The 18,642-nt window shown below is 63.8% G+C and carries 18 protein-coding genes; 4 read left to right on the top strand and 14 right to left on the bottom strand.

Annotated elements, in window-relative coordinates:
• Nucleotides 1-7: 7 nt before the first annotated feature.
• The 3 genes from ACSQ8R_RS10795 to ACSQ8R_RS10785 are packed head-to-tail and all read left to right on the top strand — an operon-like array spanning nt 8 to nt 2,849.
• The gene (locus tag ACSQ8R_RS10795; protein WP_436253341.1) at nt 8-1,174 is read left to right on the top strand and encodes an ABC transporter permease; all 1,167 of its coding nucleotides are present in this window, start codon (nt 8-10) and stop codon (nt 1,172-1,174) included.
• Complete coding sequence (locus ACSQ8R_RS10790) at nt 1,171-2,109, top strand: ABC transporter ATP-binding protein (protein ID WP_436253339.1); 939 nt, start codon at nt 1,171-1,173, stop codon at nt 2,107-2,109. The genes ACSQ8R_RS10795 and ACSQ8R_RS10790 overlap by 4 nt, the downstream gene beginning before the upstream one ends.
• Nucleotides 2,106-2,849, top strand: coding sequence for an ABC transporter permease (locus ACSQ8R_RS10785; protein WP_436253338.1), 744 nt, complete (start codon nt 2,106-2,108; stop codon nt 2,847-2,849). Before ACSQ8R_RS10790 ends, ACSQ8R_RS10785 begins: the two co-directional genes overlap by 4 nt.
• A 6-nt stretch (nt 2,850-2,855) precedes the next feature.
• Here ACSQ8R_RS10785 and ACSQ8R_RS10780 read toward each other — a convergent pair whose 3' ends face one another.
• The 10 genes from ACSQ8R_RS10780 to murA all read right to left on the bottom strand — a co-directional run bounded on the left by ACSQ8R_RS10780 (nt 2,856) and on the right by murA (nt 14,416).
• Nucleotides 2,856-3,776: a DMT family transporter gene (locus tag ACSQ8R_RS10780; protein ID WP_436253337.1), complete on the bottom strand. Its 921-nt coding sequence runs from the start codon at nt 3,774-3,776 to the stop codon at nt 2,856-2,858.
• A gap of 50 nt (nt 3,777-3,826) precedes the next feature.
• Complete coding sequence (locus tag ACSQ8R_RS10775; RefSeq protein ID WP_436253336.1) at nt 3,827-4,942, bottom strand: anhydro-N-acetylmuramic acid kinase; 1,116 nt, start codon at nt 4,940-4,942, stop codon at nt 3,827-3,829.
• A gap of 11 nt (nt 4,943-4,953) precedes the next feature.
• A complete protein-coding gene (locus ACSQ8R_RS10770; protein WP_436253335.1) occupies nt 4,954-5,979 on the bottom strand; it encodes a serine hydrolase domain-containing protein in 1,026 nt (341 codons plus the stop codon).
• 13 nt (nt 5,980-5,992) lie between these two features.
• Nucleotides 5,993-7,738, bottom strand: a complete 1,746-nt coding sequence (locus ACSQ8R_RS10765; RefSeq protein WP_436253334.1) for an ABC transporter ATP-binding protein — start codon at nt 7,736-7,738, stop codon at nt 5,993-5,995.
• Entirely contained in the window at nt 7,735-8,574 is an 840-nt protein-coding gene (locus tag ACSQ8R_RS10760; protein ID WP_436253333.1) for an ABC transporter permease, read from the bottom strand. Before ACSQ8R_RS10760 ends, ACSQ8R_RS10765 begins: the two co-directional genes overlap by 4 nt.
• Nucleotides 8,574-9,536 carry an ABC transporter permease gene (locus ACSQ8R_RS10755; RefSeq protein WP_436253332.1) on the bottom strand — a complete coding sequence of 321 codons (963 nt, stop codon included), beginning with the start codon at nt 9,534-9,536 and terminating at the stop codon, nt 8,574-8,576. The genes ACSQ8R_RS10760 and ACSQ8R_RS10755 overlap by 1 nt, the downstream gene beginning before the upstream one ends.
• Nucleotides 9,537-9,574: 38 nt before the next feature.
• Complete coding sequence (locus tag ACSQ8R_RS10750) at nt 9,575-11,095, bottom strand: ABC transporter substrate-binding protein (protein ID WP_436253331.1); 1,521 nt, start codon at nt 11,093-11,095, stop codon at nt 9,575-9,577.
• A 78-nt stretch (nt 11,096-11,173) separates the two neighbouring features.
• The gene (gene murQ / locus ACSQ8R_RS10745) at nt 11,174-12,097 is read right to left on the bottom strand and encodes an N-acetylmuramic acid 6-phosphate etherase (RefSeq protein ID WP_436255443.1); all 924 of its coding nucleotides are present in this window, start codon (nt 12,095-12,097) and stop codon (nt 11,174-11,176) included.
• A 181-nt stretch (nt 12,098-12,278) separates the two neighbouring features.
• Nucleotides 12,279-13,163: a BadF/BadG/BcrA/BcrD ATPase family protein gene (locus ACSQ8R_RS10740; RefSeq protein ID WP_436253330.1), complete on the bottom strand. Its 885-nt coding sequence runs from the start codon at nt 13,161-13,163 to the stop codon at nt 12,279-12,281.
• Entirely contained in the window at nt 13,160-14,416 is a 1,257-nt protein-coding gene (murA, locus tag ACSQ8R_RS10735; protein ID WP_436253329.1) for a UDP-N-acetylglucosamine 1-carboxyvinyltransferase, read from the bottom strand. Before murA ends, ACSQ8R_RS10740 begins: the two co-directional genes overlap by 4 nt.
• A 227-nt stretch (nt 14,417-14,643) precedes the next feature.
• Here murA and ACSQ8R_RS10730 point away from each other — a divergent pair, with 227 nt between their 5' ends.
• The gene (locus ACSQ8R_RS10730) at nt 14,644-15,495 is read left to right on the top strand and encodes a MurR/RpiR family transcriptional regulator (protein ID WP_436253328.1); all 852 of its coding nucleotides are present in this window, start codon (nt 14,644-14,646) and stop codon (nt 15,493-15,495) included.
• A gap of 7 nt (nt 15,496-15,502) precedes the next feature.
• On the opposite strand, the gene ACSQ8R_RS10725 is transcribed toward ACSQ8R_RS10730, so the two are convergent.
• The 4 genes from ACSQ8R_RS10725 to ACSQ8R_RS10710 all read right to left on the bottom strand — a co-directional run bounded on the left by ACSQ8R_RS10725 (nt 15,503) and on the right by ACSQ8R_RS10710 (nt 18,593).
• Nucleotides 15,503-16,153 (bottom strand): class I SAM-dependent methyltransferase, encoded by a 651-nt coding sequence (locus ACSQ8R_RS10725; RefSeq protein WP_436253327.1) that lies wholly within the window; start codon nt 16,151-16,153, stop codon nt 15,503-15,505.
• Between the two features lie 94 nt (nt 16,154-16,247).
• A complete protein-coding gene (locus ACSQ8R_RS10720) occupies nt 16,248-16,868 on the bottom strand; it encodes a 2-dehydro-3-deoxy-6-phosphogalactonate aldolase (RefSeq protein ID WP_436253326.1) in 621 nt (206 codons plus the stop codon).
• Between the two features lie 12 nt (nt 16,869-16,880).
• Nucleotides 16,881-17,810 (bottom strand): 2-dehydro-3-deoxygalactonokinase, encoded by a 930-nt coding sequence (locus ACSQ8R_RS10715; RefSeq protein WP_436253325.1) that lies wholly within the window; start codon nt 17,808-17,810, stop codon nt 16,881-16,883.
• Between the two features lie 120 nt (nt 17,811-17,930).
• Nucleotides 17,931-18,593 (bottom strand): SGNH/GDSL hydrolase family protein, encoded by a 663-nt coding sequence (locus ACSQ8R_RS10710; protein WP_436253324.1) that lies wholly within the window; start codon nt 18,591-18,593, stop codon nt 17,931-17,933.
• Nucleotides 18,594-18,642: the final 49 nt, after the last annotated feature.

Here is an 18,642-nt window from a genome sequence, read left to right as displayed (position 1 = left end):
GGACGGTTTGAGAGTTCGGTTCGATAAGCTCGGCATCGTCATCGCCCTTCTGGCCGCCTACGGTGCGCTCTGGTCGTCGTTTGCGACGCTCAAGCCCAATCGCATCGTGCAGGGCAGGGCGGAATCGATGCTCGATTCATTGCCGGCCTGGGCAGGCTGGGGACTGACCGGCGTGCTGGTTCTTGCGATCGCGGCAGCACTCTTTCGCACGTCTCCCTGGATCAAGTTGATCGCCGCCGTCGCAGCACTTGCGGCGCTGACGCTTTCGATCGGATACGCCGCGACATTCCTGACGCCGGCCGGCAATTCCTATGCCCGGGTCTCGCCAGCTTCAGGCTTCTGGATCCTGCTGTTCGCCTTCGCGCTTCTGGCTGCCGATGCGATCACGCGGCTCGATCCGCCGCCCTCGATGCGGGTCCTGTTCCTGCTTCTGGCGGCGGTGGCGATCGGTGCGCTGCTGGTCTCGGGGAGCTGGAACGGGCTGTCGATCATGAAGGAATATTCCGGCCGCGCCGATGTCTTCTGGATCGAGGCGGGCAAGCATGTGGAGTTGGCGCTCGGTTCGCTGTTTGCGGCGGTCCTGGTCGGCCTGCCGCTCGGCATTCTCTGTCATCGGGTGGCGCCGCTGAGGGATGGCGTGCTCAATACGCTGAACCTTGTCCAGACAATCCCGTCGATCGCGCTTTTCGGAATCCTGATCGCGCCGCTTGGCTGGATCGCTGTCCATGTGCCGGGTGCGGCCGCGATCGGCATCCGCGGCATCGGCGCGGCTCCGGCCTTCGTAGCGCTGTTTCTCTATTCGCTGCTGCCTGTCGTCGCCAATACCGTCGTCGGGCTCGCCGGAGTGCCGCGCGAGGCCAATGATGCGGCCCGCGGGATCGGCATGACGGGTCGCCAGCGGCTGTTCAAGGTCGAGTTTCCGCTGGCGCTGCCGGTCATCCTGACGGCGATCCGCATCGTGCTCGTCCAGAATATCGGCATGGCGACGATTGCCGCACTGATCGGCGGCGGCGGCTTTGGCGTGTTCGTCTTCCAGGGCATCGGCCAGACCGCCATGGACCTGGTATTGCTCGGCGCCGTGCCAACGGTGGCGCTTGCGTTTGCCTCGGCCGTCGTTCTCGACGCGCTGATCGAAATGAACTCCCGCGTTCCCAACGGAGCCAGATCCGCATGATCGAGATCGACGCCATCACCAAACGCTACGATGGGGCAGCCGTCGTCGACAACGTCTCGATGGTGATCGAGCCGCGCACCGTCACGGTCGTCGTCGGTACCTCCGGCTCCGGCAAGACGACGCTGGTCCGGATGATCAACCGGCTGGTGGAGGCAAGCGAAGGCGCGATCCGGCTCGACGGGGAGGATAACCGCTCGATTCCCGGTTACGAATTGCGACGCCGGATCGGTTACGCGATCCAGGGGCACGGGCTTTTCCCGCACCGGACGGTGGCGCAGAATATCGCGACCGTGCCGGGCCTGCTCGGCTGGAGGAAGGCCCGTATCGATGCCAAGGTCGAGGAATTGCTGACGCTCTTCCAGCTCGAGCCGAAGACCTTCGGGCCGCGTTATCCCCATGAGCTTTCCGGCGGCCAGCAGCAGCGCGTCGGCGTCGCCCGGGCGCTTGCAGCCGAACCGAACGTGCTTTTGATGGACGAGCCTTTCGGGGCGCTCGACCCGATCATCCGCGCCAAGGCGCAGGACGATCTGCTGGCGATCCAGAAACATTTCGGCACGACCATCGTGCTGGTGACCCATGACATGAACGAGGCCTTTCATCTGGCCGACAAGATCGCGGTGATGGACAAGGGCAGGGTGGTGCAATACGGGCCACCGGCCGAGCTGGTGCGCGCGCCGGCGACGCCGTTCGTGGAAACGCTAATCGGCGACGCGGAGCGGCCGTTCCGGTTGCTGTCGATCGCAAAGACCGGTGCTGCGGCGGAGCCGGGCGAGGCGGAGGGCACGCCGATCAGCGAGGACAGGAGCCAGCAGGAGGCGCTTGCCGATCTGATCTGGAGCGGCCGGGATGCGCTGCCGGTCATCTCGAAGAGCGGTGTTTCGATGGGGCGGGTGACGCTTGACGCGATCCTCAAGCGCGCTGCGAGGCCTCGATGAGGACCTGGGCGCCGACCATCCTGCGCGGCCTTCTGCTTGTGTTGCTGATCGCCTTCCTGCTGTCGCCGGGAATTTTCGAACCGCTGCTGAAGCCCCTCGTGCAGCAGAATGCCCCTGCTATCTATAATCAGGGCAGCCTGCTCAGCCTGACACTCCTGCATCTGCGCACGGTCTTCATCGCGACGTTTGCCGCGACGATCATCTCCGTGCTTCTGGCGATCCTCGTCACGAGGCCGTTCGGGGCCGAATTCCTGGCGCTCTCCCGCAGCCTCGTCAATATCGGGCAGACCTTTCCGCCGGTCGCCGTGCTGGCGCTTGCCGTACCGGCCGTCGGTTTCGGCGAGAAGCCGACGTTGATCGCCCTCTTTCTCTACGGCCTTCTGCCGATCTTCGAAAATACGCTGACGGCGCTGACCAACCTGCCACGCTCGGTGATCGAGGCGGCACGGGGAGCGGGCATGACCAATTTCCAGCGGCTGATCCAGATCGAACTGCCACTGTCGCTGCCGGTGATCGTCGCCGGCATCCGGCTTTCGGTGGTGATCAGCCTTGCCACCGCGACGATAGGCTCGACGGTCGCGGCAAAGACGCTCGGCGAGGTGATCATCGCCGGGCTGCAATCCAACAACCTCGCCTTCGTCTTGCAGGGCGGGTTGATCGTCGGCGCGCTGGCGGTGCTGATCTATGACGGGCTCTCGGCTATCGAGGCCATGCTTGCCCGTCGGACGGGATCGGCCTGAGCTTTGTCAGCCGTGGCTGGAATCGGTCGGCACGACCGGTTCCACATCCTCTTTCAGGTTGCCGCGGTGGAAGATGAACAGACCGGCGACGACGATGATGCCCGCGCCAATCCAGGTCTGCGCATCCGGCAGGTCGCCAAAGAACAGCCAGCCGAGAATGACCGCCCAGACCAGCAGCGTGTATTGCAGCGGCGCGAGCACGGAGGCCGGCGCGAGCTTCAATGAGCGGGTGATCAGGAGGTGGGCGATGCAGGCGATAACGCCGAGCAGCAGCAGCGCCAGCAATTCGCCGACGTTGAAAGGGCTCCAGTGGCCGATGCTGAGAAATATGCCGGCAACGAGGCCGGCAACCGTCTGCCAGGTAACGAGCGTCGCATCGGTCGTTGAACGCAGCCTGCGGTTCAGAACGAGAGTGAGCGCGAAGGACAGGCTGCCGACGAGGCCGAAGACGGAAGGCCATGCCAACATCTCCGCAGAAGGCCGAAGCGCGATCACGACGCCGACGAACCCGATGAGGACGGCGAGCCAGCGCCGCCAGCCGATCCGCTCGCCGAGCAGGAAATGAGAAAGGGCCGCCACGTAAATTGGCCCTGCCATGTAGAAGGTCATTACGTCGGCGAGCGGCAGATAGATGACGGCCGCATAAAACAGCGCCAGATCGCCGGTGGCGAACACGATGCGCAGCACCTGCAGCGGAATTCGTTCGACCTTGTACAAGGTCGAGATCGGCTGGCGGGCGATCATCGGGCCGAGCACGAAGAAGGCGCCGAACGAGCGGATCACCAGGACCTGGCCGACCGAGAAACTTGCGACCAGCCATTTGCCCATGGCGTCGTTCAGCGAGAACATGAAGGCGCCAAGCAGAAACAGCAGAACGCCGGCCAGCACGGTATTGCCCCCGAAGTCGGATGCAGCTCTTTTGTTCATGACGTCCGGCCGCTCCCGACTCTGATCCTGAAAATTGAAAAGCCCGGGGCTCACCCGGCGAGCTTGCCACCTTGCAAGGGCTTTGGTGCGCCGGTGGTCGTCGGGAAGCTGATCGGCATGCCGCGCAGCACACGGACCGCGAGAAAAGCGAAACACTCGGCCTCGACCGCATCGCCGCGCCAGCCAAGCGTGTCTGCCGAAACGGCTTCGACACCGGCGCGGCTTTCGATCATCGACATGATCGTCGGGTTGTGACGCCCGCCGCCGCTGACGATCAGCCGCTTCGGCCGATGCGGCAGGAGATCGAGCGCCTTGCCGACCGCGGAAGCGGTGAAGGCCGACAGGGTCGCCGCGCCGGTCGCGTCATCGAGACCGTCTGCCATGGCGGCGGTGAAGTCGAACCGGTCGAGTGACTTCGGATAGGGGGCCGCGAGATAGGGATGCTCAAGCAGTCTGGCGAGGCGTTCCTCATCGACGGTGCCGGAGGCGCCGAGTGCGCCGTTGCGGTCCATTTCGCCGAGGCCGCGTGCCTTGATGAAATCGTTGAGGGGGGCGTTGGCAGGGCCGGTATCGAAGGCGATCATCAGGTCCTTGCCGTCCCACCATGTGATGTTGGCAACGCCGCCGAGATTGAGCACCGCCGTATCGCCGCTGGTATCGACGCCGCGCAGCAGCGCGGAATGATAGGCGGCGGCAAGCGGCGCGCCCTGGCCGCCGGCGCGCACATCCGCCGAGCGGAAATCGTAGGCGACCCTGGTGCCGAGGATCGAGGCCATCAACTCGCCATCGCCGAGCTGGCGGGTGTCGCCGATCCGCTCCCTGGTCGGCGCGCGGTGGAGCACGCTCTGGCCGTGGAAACCGACGATGCCGATATCGGCCATGGTCAGCCCGGTGCTCTCGACCAGTTCCCTGACGGCATGGGACTGTGCCTTTGTCAGTGCCTGTTCGGCCTCTTTGAAGATCGCCGGATCGGGACCCTCGAAATTCCAGACGCGGGCCTGCGCCAGCGTCTCCTCCAGCAGAGCGCGGATTTCCGGCGGATAGGGGGCGAGCGTATAGGCGCCAAAGGTCTCGATCGTCTCGCCATCGGTCTTCAGGAGCGCGACGTCGATATTGCCGTCGAGAACGGTTCCGGTCATCAGGCCGACGGCCCAGATTGGCTCCATAGTCTGGCTCCTCAAGGTTGATTGACGAAATTGCAGACCGCCTGGCGCAGGGTCAGGATGCCGCTGTCGAAATGGCGGGTCGGATGGACGCGGTTGGTGAGCAGGGTCACGGCGCGGCCCTTGTCGAAATCGATCAGCAGGCATACGCCGGTGAAGCCCGTATGGCCTATCGTGCCGGCGCCGCACAGCTCGCCGCCCCACCAGTCGGCAAAGGGATGTTCCCAGCCGTGGGTGCGCCTGTTGGAGAGCGGCGTGCGCATCGATGCGATTGCGTTGCTGGAGGCGCCGGTGCCATCGAGCAGGCTTTCGGCGAAGTCCAGAACGGAGGTCACGGTGCCGAACAGGCCGGCATGGCCGGAACCCTGCAGCGCCGCGCAGTTTTCGTCGTGCACCTCGCCGGAGAGCACCCGGTGCCGCCATGCGCAGTCTTCGGTGGCGGCGGCGTTTTCCGGATCGGCGGACCAGGCAAAGCCCGGGCCGGGGTCGATGTCGCGGATCGTCTTCTTCGCCAGCCGTTCGAGCGCGAAGCCGAGCAGGATGAAGTTGATATCGGAATAGACCGGCGGGCCGGCTTTCCATTCGCGCTGCAGGATGAAGGCGCGCAGCAGGTCCGGATCGCGGCCATAGGTGTAGATAGGCTCGACGCCCGGAAACGGCGTCTGATGGCCGAGGCACTGGCGGAAGGTGATCTTCCTCTCCCAGGCGTCGGCATTGTACTGGCGCAGGTCGGGAAGCAAGGTCGTAAGTGGCGCGTCGAGATCGATCGTGCCCTCGTCGGCAAGCTTCAGGATGCGCGTCGTGGTGAAGATCACCTTGGTGAGCGAGGCGAGATCGAACCACGTGTCCAAGGTCATCGGACGTTGAGTGGGAACGACTTGAGCCGAGCCAATGGCGCGGGTCATGCGGCCATGCTTCAGATCGACAATGCCGAGCACGCCGCCCGGGATGCGCCCGTCCGCGACGGACTTCGCGAGCGGGGCGAAGGCCCGCTCGAAGACGGTGGCAAGTTCGGGACTGGCGGAAGCTTTGTCGTTCATGATTGTTACATCCTCAGGCTTCCGCCCGTGCCCGGTGATCCCGTCCGTAGGTTCGCCATTCGGCAGGCGGCGGTTCGAAACCCGGTGGCCGGACCAGAGACGGGACCTGGCGCGTGTCGAGTTCGAAATGCTGGTTGCGGCGCTCGATGCTGGGGACGGCGGAAATCAACCGCTTCGTATAGGAATGCTGCGGGCCGGACAGAACCGATGCGGCGTTACCGATCTCGACGATCTGGCCAGCATAGAGCACGGCGATGCGGTGGGCGATACGTTCGACGACAGCCATGTCGTGTGACACGAACAGATAGGCGAGGCCATATTCGTGCTGCAAGTCTACCAGCAGTTCCAGCACCTTGGCCTGTACCGAAACGTCCAGCGCCGAGACCGCTTCGTCGAGCACGACGATCGATGGATTGAGCATCAGCGCGCGGGCGATGCAGAGGCGCTGGCGCTGGCCGCCGGAAAATTCGTGCGGGTAACGCAGGAGGCTGTTCTCGGGCAATCCGACCCGCTTCAGCAGCGCCACCATTTTCGCGCGCGTTTCGGCATCGATCCGGCCGCCGGCGGCGATCACCGGTTCGGCAAGGATGCTGTCGATCCGCAGGCGCGGATTGAGCGAGGCGTAAGGGTTCTGGAAGACCATCTGAACGGATGGGTCGCTGCCATCGACGATCGTTCCGTTGTTGGCGGAAAAGCTGCCGCGGGTCGGCTTCACGAGACCCAGGATGGCGCGGGCCGTGGTGGATTTGCCGGAGCCGCTTTCGCCGACGATCGCCAGCGTCTCGCCCGGCATCAGGTCGAAACCGACATTCTCGACCGCGTGGACCGAACCCGGCGAGCGGCTGAGAATGCTGCCGGCCACCTTGAAGCGCACCGTCAGGCCATCGACCGTCAGGGCAGGGACGATCGCCTCGGACTGCTCGCGGTTGAAATCGGAACGGGCGGCGCGGCCGGATTCGAAATGCGGCACGGCCTTTAGGAGATGCTGGGTATAGGGATGTTTCGGCTGGTCGAGGACGTCATCGAGCGGTCCCTGCTCGACCGCTTGGCCGGCCTGCATGACCATGACCTTGTCGGCAATGCCGGCCACGAGGCCGATGTCATGGGTGATGAAGATCATCCCCATGTCGGTCTCGCGCTTCAGTTCTCCGAGCAGCGCCATGATCTGCGCCTGCACGGTCACGTCGAGCGCGGTCGTCGGTTCGTCGGCGATCAGCAGGCGCGGATTGCAGGCCAGTGCCATGGCGATCATGACGCGCTGGAGCATGCCGCCGGAAAGCTGGTTAGGCGTATATTTGAGACGCCGCGCGGCATCCGGGATGCGGACGCGATCGAGCGCGTCCTTGGCTGCCGCCGTCGCCTGCCTGCCGGTCAGGCCGCGATGCAGGCGAAACGATTCCTCGATCTGGCGGCCGATCGTCAGGACCGGGTTGAGCGAGGTCATCGGCTCCTGGAAGATCATGCCGATCTCGGAGCCGCGGATCTTTTCGAGCACCGGCTCGCCGGCTTTGGTGATGTCGAGAACGCTGCCATCGGCGCGTTTCAGGGTGATCGAACCGTCAATGATGCGGCCGCCGCCGAAATCCACCAGCCGGTTGATGGAAAGAGCGGTGACGGATTTGCCCGAGCCGCTTTCGCCGACGATCGCCAGCGTTTCGCCCGCGTCGAGGTCGAAGCTGACGCCCTTGACGATCTCGTTGGCTTCAGGATTGCGCCCGAAACCGACGCGCAGGTTCGATACCGAGAGAAGCGGCGTCATGGGGCGGACCTCCGCGTCTTGGGGTCGAGGATGTCGCGCAAGGCGTCGCCGAGCAGGTTGAAGCCGAGAATGCTGATCATGATGGCGACCGCCGGGAAGATCAGCATCCAGGGTGCATTTTCCATCAGGTTGCGGCTGTCGGCGAGCATCAGGCCGAGCGAGGAGGCCGGCGGCTGGGTGCCGAGGCCGAGGAAGCTCAAGCCGGCCTCGGTCAGCAGCGACCATGCGAGCGCCAGCGTTACCTGAACGGTCAGTGGTGCGACGAGATTGAGGAGCAGGTGCCGGGTCAGGATATAACGGCGGCTGGAGCCGAAGGTGCGCGCCGCATCGACGAACTCGCGGGCCTTGATGGAGAGGGCCGGACCGCGCACGACGCGGGTGAAGATCGGCGTATAGACGATGGCGATTGCGGCCACGCTCGTCCAGGTGCCGGGGCCGACAACGGCGATGATGAGCAGGGCGAGCAGGATGGCGGGAAAGGCGAGCAGCACGTCCATGATGCGCATGACCAACCCGTCCCAGGCCTTGCCGAACCAGGCGGCGGTAAGGCCGAGGATGGTGCCGGCAAATGTCGCGATCGCCACCGAGCAGAAGGCGACGAGGAAGGACTGGCCGATACCGTTCATCAGCCGGCTCGCGACATCGCGGCCAAACAGGTCGGTGCCCATCCAGTACACTGCGTTCGGCGCGTGCAGCCTGTCGATGCGGAACTGCTGCAGCGGATTGTAAGGAGTGACGCCAAACATGCCGAGGAGCGCGACGACGAGATAGATCACAACGATCGTACCGCCGATCCTGCCGCTGGGGTGGCTGAAAATTGCACGCAATATCGACATCACTTGCTCTCTCCGAGCCGGATGCGCGGATCGAGCGTCACATAGGCGAGGTCGACGAGCAGATTGACCACCATGAAGTTGAAGGCAATGAACAGGACGCAGCCCTGCACCAGCGCATAGTCGCGCTGCAGGATCGCTTCGAGGACGAGGCGGCCGAGGCCGGGAAGAGCATAGATCTGCTCCACCAGCACGGCGCCGCCGAGCAGATAGCCGAATTCGACGCCGCTCAGGGTGACGACCGGGATCAGCGCGTTCGGCAGGGCATGGCGCCAGATGACGCTGCGCTTCGGCACGCCCTTCGACCGGGCGGTGCGGACATAGTCGTCGCTGAGCACATCGAGCATGGCGGAGCGCGAGATGCGGGTGACGGAGGCCGCGAATGCAAAGCCTAGCGTGATCGCCGGCAGGATCATCTGGCCGAGATTGCGCAATGGATCGGTGAACAGCGGGGTGAACTCGCCCATCGTCGGCAGGATGCCGAAACCGGCCGACAGGGCATAGATGATCAGCAGGCCGACGACGAAATTCGGCGTCGACTGGCCGATCATCGCGAAGATCCGCACCGCAAGATCGGACATCTTTTCGTTGCGGGTGGCGGCGAATACGCCGGCCGGCAGGCCGACGAGAAGCGCCACGCACATCGACATCAACGCAAGCTGCAGGGTCAGCGGAAAACGTTCGAGGATGATCGTCAGCGCCGGCTTGCCGTGGATCACGGAAATGCCGAGATCGCCCTGGAGGACGCCCAGAAGCCAGTTCCAGTATTGCACCAGGATCGGCTTGTCGATGCCGAAATAGGCTGAGAGCGCCGCCCTCTGCGCCGGCGTCAGCAGGCCGGCTTCGGTGCCGAGCATCGCGGTGATCGCGTCGCCCGGCACCAGTCGGATTGCGACGAACACGAGGATGGAAACCCCGAGCATGACGAGCGGAAACGTCAGAAGCCGTCGCGTCAGATAGTTCATGGGCCAACCAACCTCGTATGCGTAGCGTCAGGCAAGCATCACTGCAGGGTGACTTTGCTCAGGCCGAACAGCGAGCCTTCCGGCGTCGGCACGAAGCCCTGAACGTTCTTCTGCTGTGCGGTGTAGCTGTAGGACGTATAGAGCCAGACCCACGGAGCAACTTCGACAAGATGCTTTTCGAAGTCGGCGAAAATGACCTTGCGCTTGGCAGGATCGGTCTCGACGCGGCCCTTCTGCATCAGGCTGTCGAGCGTGTCGTCGATGTAGTTGGTGACCTTCTGCAGGTTGCCGGTCTTGGTCCAGTAACGGTTGTACATGGAATAGGGATCGGCACGGCCGCCGTTCAGCGCCACCGCCATGTCGAAGTCGCCCTTCAGCCAGGCGTCGACATAGACGTTGAGCTCCATCATCTTGATGTTGAGCTTGACGCCGATTTCGGCGAGCTGGGACTGCAGGACCTGCGCTTCGGCGGCGGCGGTCGCGGGTTCGCCGTTGGCGGCGATGACGGTCGCGGTAAAGCCGTTCGCAAAACCTGCATCGGCCATCAGCTTCTTCGCCTTGGCGATGTCCTGCTTGTAGCAGAACAGCGTGCTGGCATCGGAGGTGTAGCCCGGCATGGTGAGCGGGCCGGTAACCTTGCCTTCGCCGACGGAGGCCGTATCGAGCACGTCCTTGCGGTCGATGGCGCAGGAGATCGCCTGGCGCACGGCGAGATTGTCCATCGGCTTGCGGGACGGGTTCATCTGCAGCACGTGGTAGGCGAGAACCGGCGTGCGGTTGAGGACCAGGCTTGTTTCCTTCGGCACGAGGGTCGCCACAAGCGGGTCGTTGATCAATGCGAAATCGACCTGCTTGGTGCGAAGCGCCGCAAGAATGGCGGTTTCGTCCGGCAGGACGCTGATGTCGATGCCGTCGATCGCGATCTTGCCGCCGGCCCAGTCCTTGTTGGCGGAGAGCGTTTCCCTGGAGTTCGGCTCCCACTTGTCGAGCTTGAACGGGCCCGAACCAAGCGCCTTGGTGCCGATCGTGCCGGCGGTGATTTCAGCTGCCGGTACGATCGCCGCGTTGATGCTTGCCATGGCGGTCAGCAACGGCACGTCCGGCTGCGACAGCTTGAAGACGACGGTCGCCTGATCGGGGGTCTCGATCGAAGCGATCGACAGGAAGTTGGCGCGCGCGGCTGCTGCAGTCTTTTCGTCGAGAAGGCGCTCGAAGGAAGCCTTCACGTCGGCCGCGGTCACCGGCTTGCCGTCCTGGAATTTTGCGCTCGGGTTGAGCTTGAACGTGATCTGCTTGGCGTCGGCTGCGAATTCCCACGAAGCGGCGACGGCCGGGACGATCTGCAGGTCCTTGTCGAAACGGACGAGCGGCTCATAGATCAGTTCCAGCAGGCGGATCGAGGAAAATGCGGTCTGCTTGTGCGGATCAAGGCCGGTCGCATCCTGCTTCCAGGCCATTTTCAGCGATGCGGCGGAGGCCGGCGAGGCGATTGCGGTCGCGCCGATGGTGACGGCCAGCGCCAGGCCGGACAGCAATTTAGTCGAAAGATGTCTTCCCATTTTTATTCTCCCTCTCTTGATATCTGTTCGTCGGCTGGACCCAGCCACATTCGGGCAGCGGTCCGTCATTCAGCAGCTTTACGCTGTCTTTCCATCAATTGCCTTGCGGAGGAAGCCTCCGGCATCGTCGAGCGCCACGCGCGCCCTATCGACATCCATTCCCGTCAGCGCGATTAGGATCGCCAGTTTGACGTCGTTGCCGGTGAGGTCAAGCACGCGGCGCGCCTCTTCCGTCGTGCAGTCGGTTGCCTGCATGACGATGCGGGCGGCGCGGGCGACGAGCTTCTGGTTGCTGGCGTGCAGGTCGACCATCAGGTTCTGATAGCTCTTGCCGATGCGGATCATGCTCGCCGTGGTCAGCATGTTGAGCACGAGTTTCTGTGCGGTGCCGGATTTGAGCCGCGTCGAGCCGGTGAGGATTTCCGGGCCGACGACCGGCGATATGGCGATGTCGGCGATATCCGCGATCACAGCGTCAGGATTGCAGGAGAGGGCGACCGTCTTCGCCCCCAGCCCCTTGGCATAGTTCAAGGCACCGATGACGTAAGGGGTGCGGCCGCTGACTGCGATGCCGACGACAACGTCGTCCGCGGTCAGGCCGATGTCGACGAGGTCCTGCCGGCCCTGTTCCGGGCTATCCTCCGCGCCTTCGACGGCGTGCTGCAGGGCATGGCTGCCGCCGGCGATCAGGCCGACGACCATGCCTTCCGGGACGCTGAAGGTCGGGGGGCATTCGGAAGCGTCGAGCACGCCGAGCCGGCCGCTGGTGCCGGCGCCGATATAGACCAGCCGTGCGCCCTTCTGGAAAGCGCGAACGATTTCCTCTACCGCCTCGGCGATCTGCGGGATCACTTTTTCGACGGCTGCGGGAACGCCATGGTCTTCCTCGTTGATCTCGCGCAGGACATCGACTGTCGGCAGGAGATCGATGTCCATCGAGCGGGGATTGCGGTCTTCCGAAACCAGTCGTTCCAGTTCGGATATCAGCCGTTCGTCGCTCATGACCCTGCCTTCGAGATCGGAGTGCGGTGCAGCGCTTCGCAGGATCGGCGTCATACGATGTTGCTCCTCACCCTTTGTTACCCTTTCCTCAAAGGATTAGGATCATCCATTCCATGAGTCAATTGAAAATTGGAATATATTATTCCATGGCGCCAAGCCTTTTCAGGAGGCGGATCGCGGTTCAGGAGGTTTTGAGAGCCTGGCGGGCAAGGATGATCGCGCCTGAGACGGCATCCCCGTCTGCGGGCTTCAGGCGGCGGCGGACGTCCGGCGCCAGCCAGGCCTCCAGCGGGCTCGAAAGGCCGCCGAGCAGGGTGACGCGCGGCGCGCCCTGATCGAACAGCGTTCGGACCAGCGTGTCGATCTGCTCGGCAGCACTCTGGACGATGCGACGACCGGCGGAATCCCCCTGGTCCGCATGCCGCATCACCATCGGCGCAAGCGATGCATAGTCCGTGGCAGACGAACGGTCCATCCAGGCGATGGCTTCCGAAGGGTCGTTCTGGAAACGCTGCATGACCTCGATCAGCAGAGCGGTTTTTTCGATCCGCCCGTCATGAGCACGGAGCGCCAGTTGCACGGCTTTGAGGCCGAGATCTGCGCCGCTGCCTTCATCGGAAATGGGAAACCCGTATCCGCCGACGCGCAGGCTGCGTCCATTTGCAAAACCAAGCCCGATCGAGCCGGTGCCGGCGATGACGATCGCGCCGTCGCGGCCGGAATGGGCGCCGAGGCAGGCGCCCATTCCGTCGCTGACGAAATCGATGCTGGCGAACGGGTGGGGGATCGCCTTCAAGGCCTCGACCGAACCCTTGCGACCGGTGCCGGCAAGCCCGATGCCCACATGGGTGCGGGCTATCTCGTCGGGCCCGAACCCGGCTTCGTCGAAGGCGGCATTGAACGCGCGCGAAATCGAGGCCCAGGCTTCCTCGATGCCGAGCCGCGTCGTGGCAGGCCCGGAGAGGCCCTGGCCAAGGACAGAGCCGGATTGGTCCTCGATACGGGCGCGGCAGCCGGTACCGCCGCCATCGACGCCCAGGAAAAAGGGTAGGGTACCGGTCGTCATGCGCTGATCCGCTCGATATCGGCTCCGCACTGGCGAAGCTTGCGGTCGAGTTGTTCGTAACCGCGGTCGAGGTGGTACACGCGGTTGATGATCGTTTCGCCTGACGAGACCAGCCCGGCGAGCACCAGCGAAACGGAGGCGCGCAGGTCCGTCGCCATCACCTGCGCACCCTTCAACGGCGCGCCGCCGCGCACCAGCGCGGTGGTTCCCTGGAGCGCGATGTTGGCGCCGAGGCGCATCAACTCCGGCACGTGCATGAAACGGCTTTCGAAGACGGTTTCGCGGATCAGCGAAGCGCCTTCGGCACAGGTGGCGAGCGCCATGAACTGCGCCTGGAGGTCGGTCGGGAAACCCGGATAAGGCTCGGTGGTGATATCGGTCGCCCTCAGGGGGCCTTCGCGCGAAACGACAAGGCCGCGATCGCTTGGCCAGATGCTGACGCCCATCGCCTCCAGCACCTGCACGATGGAGGCCATGTTTTCCAGCCGTGCGTTGGTGAGTTCCAGCATGCCGCCGGTGATGGCGGCTGCGACGGCGTAGGTTCCGGCTTCGATGCGGTCGGGAATGCCGTGATGTTTGGCCGGCTGCCAGGTGGTTGAGCCCTGGATCAGGATGCGGTGGGTGCCGGCGCCTTCGATGCGTGCGCCCATGGCGATCAGGCAGGCGGCGAGATCGGCGACTTCGGGTTCTCGGGCGGCGTTGAGGATCTCGGTTTCGCCCTCGGCGGCGGTGGCCGCCATCATCGCCGTCTCCGTGGCGCCGACGGAGGGGGAGGGAAGCACGATCCGGCCGCCCTTCAATCCGCCCGGTGCCGAGGCGACGATCAGGCCGTTCTCGATATCGATGTCCGCCCCCAGTGCGGCAAGCGCCTTGATATGCATGTCGACCGGACGTGCACCGATGGCGCAGCCGCCGGGCAGCGAGACGCGTGCTCGGCCGAAGCGGGCGAGCAGCGGTGCAAGCACGAGCACGGTGGCGCGCATCTTGCGGACGGTGTCGTAGGAGGTTTCTTTCGAGACGATTGCCTTGGCATCGACGATGGTGGAATGGCCGGTGCGGGTGACGGCGGCGCCATGCAGCTCGACGACGCCGAGCATGTTTTCTACGTCGCTGACCTGCGGCAGGTTGGTAAGCTCGACCGGGTAGGGGCTGAGCAGCGTTGCCGCGATCTGCGGCAGGGCCGCATTTTTCGCCCCGGCAATGGTGACGGCTCCCTGGAGCCGATGACCGCCGACGATCCGTAATCTGTCCATGACGAAACCTGTCGAAGAGGCGCTGTGAATCTCAAATCATTCTGCGCTTCTCGAAACTAGACCACCGGGCGCCCCTGTCAATCATTCGGAATTTTTTATTCCTTTTGGCGGCGGTATCTGCGATAATCCATCCTCGGTTCGAGAATGGAAACGCTGTTGCGGACAGACGTTGCGGTGATATCCTCCACCATCGCCAAAACCGCATCGGGAAGCTTCCGAAGGAACGCATGTCAGTCTTAAAGAAGATCACCGCGCAGCTTGAGGACATGGCACCGGCGGACCGGGAGATCGGCCAGTTCATCCTCGACAATCCGGACCAGATGCTGCGGCTTTCCTCTGCAGCGCTTGCGGCCGAGACGGGGCGCAGCCAGTCGAGCGTCGTCAAGTTCAGCCAGAAGCTGGGTTTTGCCGGCTACCAGGAACTGAAGCTCGCCGTCAGCGAGGCGAAGGCGCAGGAATGGCATGCGCCTCCCGGCATGATCCACGGCTCGATCGAGGTCGGCGACAGCTACCTGACGATCCTGCAGAAGCTGATCGGCAGCAAGATGCTGTCCATGCAGCAGACGCTTGCGGTCAACAACGAGCAGGAAATCGAGCGGGCACTGACGGCTCTCAACGATGCGCGCCGCATTCACATGGCGGGCGTCGGGGCGTCGTCGCTGGTTGCCCGCGACTTTTCCTACAAGCTGATGAAGCTCGGGCGCAACGTGCTGCACGACAGCGACAGCCATGTGCAGATGGCGAATGTTTCGACGCTCAACAGCCAGGACGTGCTGCTGGCACTTTCCTATTCCGGCACCAGTTTCGAGACGCTGAGGATTGCCGAACTAGCCCGCCAGCGCGGCGCGACGGTGATCGCCATTACCGGCCTCAACGGCAATCCACTGATGCAGGCCTCGGATATCCGGCTTTACACGGTCGCCGACGAGGAACGCGTACGCTCGTCCTCGATCACCGCGCGTGATGCCCAGTTGATGCTGACGGACTTGCTGTTCATCCTGCTCGTCCAGCGCCAGCCGGACGCCAATGAATATGTCCATAACAGCGAACTGGCGGTCTCGGTCCTGAAGGCCAAGTGACCCAAGGTCAGGCGGCGAGGCGTTGCCTGAGGCGCATCACCTTGAAGAAACCATTCGGGAACACGCGCCGGATCTCCGCCACTTCGAAATCCCCGCGACACTCGGCCCATTCGGCGATCCGGGCGATGCGGAAGGAAGAACTCCACCCGACCCGATGGGCCAGCGGCGCGACGGCATGTTCGATCGCGCCCTGCAGGCCGCGCCCGTCACCGAGCTTGCTCGCAACGATGATCTCGCCGCCCGGACGCAGGACGCGGGCGCATTCGTCGAGCGCCCGTTCCGGATCCGGGATCAGGGTGATCACGAAGGGCAGGCAGACGACATCGAACGAGTGGTCGGCGAAGTCCAGATTGTGCGCATCCATCACATGCAGCGATTGTACGTGAGTAAGACCGTTACGGGCGACCTTCTCGCGCGCCCTGGCGATCATGTGTTCGGAAAGATCGATGCCGGTGACGCGGCAATGTTTCGCGTAGTAGGGCAACACGAGCCCGGTGCCGACACCCACTTCCAGGATGTCCCGTCCGGCCTCGGCGGCAAGCCTTGCGACCGTGCGATGTCCGTCGCGCAGCAAGCCGCGATAGACCCGGTCATAGACCGGCGCCCATCGCTCATACACTTTCTGCTGATGTTCGGCGCTGTTGCGGATCACTGCCAAGATCGTCCCCCCTCCGGCTTGCTATGCGTTGGCTGAAACTCAGGACGAAAACGATAGTTCCGATTCACGACTGTTTTGCGACGGGCTTTTGACGTTACAGCGCTCGCATTGCGTCGATGAATTCTCTCGCCTTTTCCCGGATGGAGGCGATGTCGGCGCCGGGTTTGTACAGAGAGGAGCCGATGCCGAAGCCGGCCGTGCCTGCCTGTGCGTAGACGGCCATGTTTTCGGGCGTGACACCGCCTACGGCGAGCACCGGGATCTCCTTGGGCAGTACCGCCTTCCATGCCTTGATGACATAAGGCGGGATCGCTTCCGCCGGAAAAGCCTTGATGCCGGTCGCGCCGGCCCCGATCGCTGCGAAGGCTTCCGTCGGGGTCGCGACACCGGGCAGGCTCACCATGCCGGCCGCGCGGCTGGCCGTGATGACTTCGACGTTCGCGTTCGGCGAGATGATCACCTTGGCGCCGGTCGCGGCCACGTCGGCGACCTGGGCCGGTGTCAGCACGGTGCCGGCGCCGATGAGTGCCTGGTCTCCGAAACGTTTGACGAGCTTTTCGATGCTCTTCAGCGGATCGGGGGAGTTCAGCGGCACTTCGATGATCCGCCAGCCGGCCTCGATCAGCACCTCGCCGACGCTTTCAGCCTCCTCCGGCTTGATGCCGCGCAGGATGGCGACGAGATTGCATGCCTTGAGCGCCTCTTCGAAGGTCATCTCGAAACTCCTTTATTGCGCGGCTTCGGCCGCGATCAGCATGATGCCGCGTTTCGCGGCGTTTTCCGGACCGGGTTCGACCGTCAGGCCGAACAGGGGGGCGATCCGGCCGTAGCGGCTGTTGAGCACGTTGTTGCCGACGATGCCGATCGTGTCGCCGTTCTTGAACCAGCCAGTAGCGCGGGCCTGGCGGAATTCGGAGCCGATGACGAGGCCGGAGACGTAGTCGAGGATATTTTCAGGTTTCAATTTGCCGTCGAGAATACCGGTGCGGGCGCTGAAGATTGCCGACAGGAAGGCATCTGCGGCCGCCGAATCGCTCGCTGCGAACTCTGCGCCGCGATCGAAGCTCTGCCAGTCCGGTTCGGTGCCTGCCTGTGGCTCCAGAGCCTTGGCGATGAAGGAATGTTTGGTCAGAAGCGCAAATATCTCGCCCGTCGCATAGGTCTGAAAACCGTCGATGCGCCCGTCCTTGATCCGTGCCCATTTGCTGTGGGTGCCGGGAAGGACAAGAGTGCGGTCGCGATCGAGGCCGTAACCGACGATCTGGGTTTCCTCGCCGCGCATGACGTCGGGGAACGGTTTCGCAGCCGGATCGCGCATGCCGGGAAGGAAGGTGATGACGGCGCCGTTTGCCAACGTCAGCGTTTTCGTTCCGGCAGCAAGTTCTTCCACACCTCCAGGGGTATCGACATAGGGAACTTCCACCCAGCCGTTGCGGCTGGTGATCATGCCGCTCGCCAGGACCGGAAGCGGGCCGTGGATTGAGAACCATTCGCCGACGGTGTCCATCAGTGCCGCTTCGAAGGCGCCGTTCCTGACGAACTGGATGCCGCCACTCGATGTATCGCGGGTATCCAGCGTTTCGCCCGTTCCCGAAACCAGCATGGCGCGCAGCGAACTCGTTCCCCAATCGAGGATGATCGAGGTCGGTTTGTGCATGATCAGATTCCTCCTGAAGCGGCTTTGGCCCCCTCGATAGCCGCAGGCTTTCGCGCTGTCGAGAGGCGACACGGCGAAAGCCTGCGGCTTGTCACCTCATGGGGGCCGTGACGCCTGAGATCATCGCCGTGCCGTATCCCGGAACGCTTCGAAGATCACCCGGTGCCCGGCGTCATTGGGGTGGGTGATGTCGGGCGAGGCAAGCAGACCGTCGCCGTGCTCCTTCATCCGTTCGTAGACCGGAGCATAGAAAACCGAGAATTGCCGGGCAAGCCTGCAGACCGCTTCCACATAACCCTCAAAGCCCGGGCGAGTCTGGCCGGTGAACCCCGCGCTTCCCACCGAAAATCCGGCATCCGGAATATAGGGTGGGCTGCCGATCGCGATCCTTTGTCCATGGCCGGCGGCGATCAGTCCCTTCAGGATCGTGGCATAGTCCCGTTCGAAGCCTGCGATGTTCATGGTGTCGGGGGCCGCAGTGTAGCGGGCATCGTTATAACCGTAGAGGATCAGGATCGCGTCCTCGTGCGGTTGATCGAGAAGCGATTCAACAAACCTGCAGACGCCGTTGTTCGGCCTCGGGTTTCCCTCGGCGAGCCTTGAGCCCTGCAGCACGGTTCCCGGGATCGCGTGATTGCGGATTGGAAAGCCGTCGACCGCATCGGCGAACAGCGCCGGCCAGGCAAGTTCGGCACTGGAGGCGTTAAACCCAGCGGTGATGCTGTCTCCGAAAACGCGGATTCCGGAAATTTCGAGGCATTTCAGATGTTCACCCAATGTCATCAACCTTGCCTTCATTTTCCCGCTTGACATCGACCGGCGTGATCTTGTT

Origin of the sequence: Neorhizobium sp. LjRoot104, assembly GCF_964253725.1 — a bacterium.
Lineage (GTDB): Bacteria > Pseudomonadota > Alphaproteobacteria > Rhizobiales > Rhizobiaceae > Neorhizobium.
The sequence above is the reverse complement of the archived record's forward strand: the minus strand, read 5'-3'. Positions and strand labels throughout refer to the sequence as shown.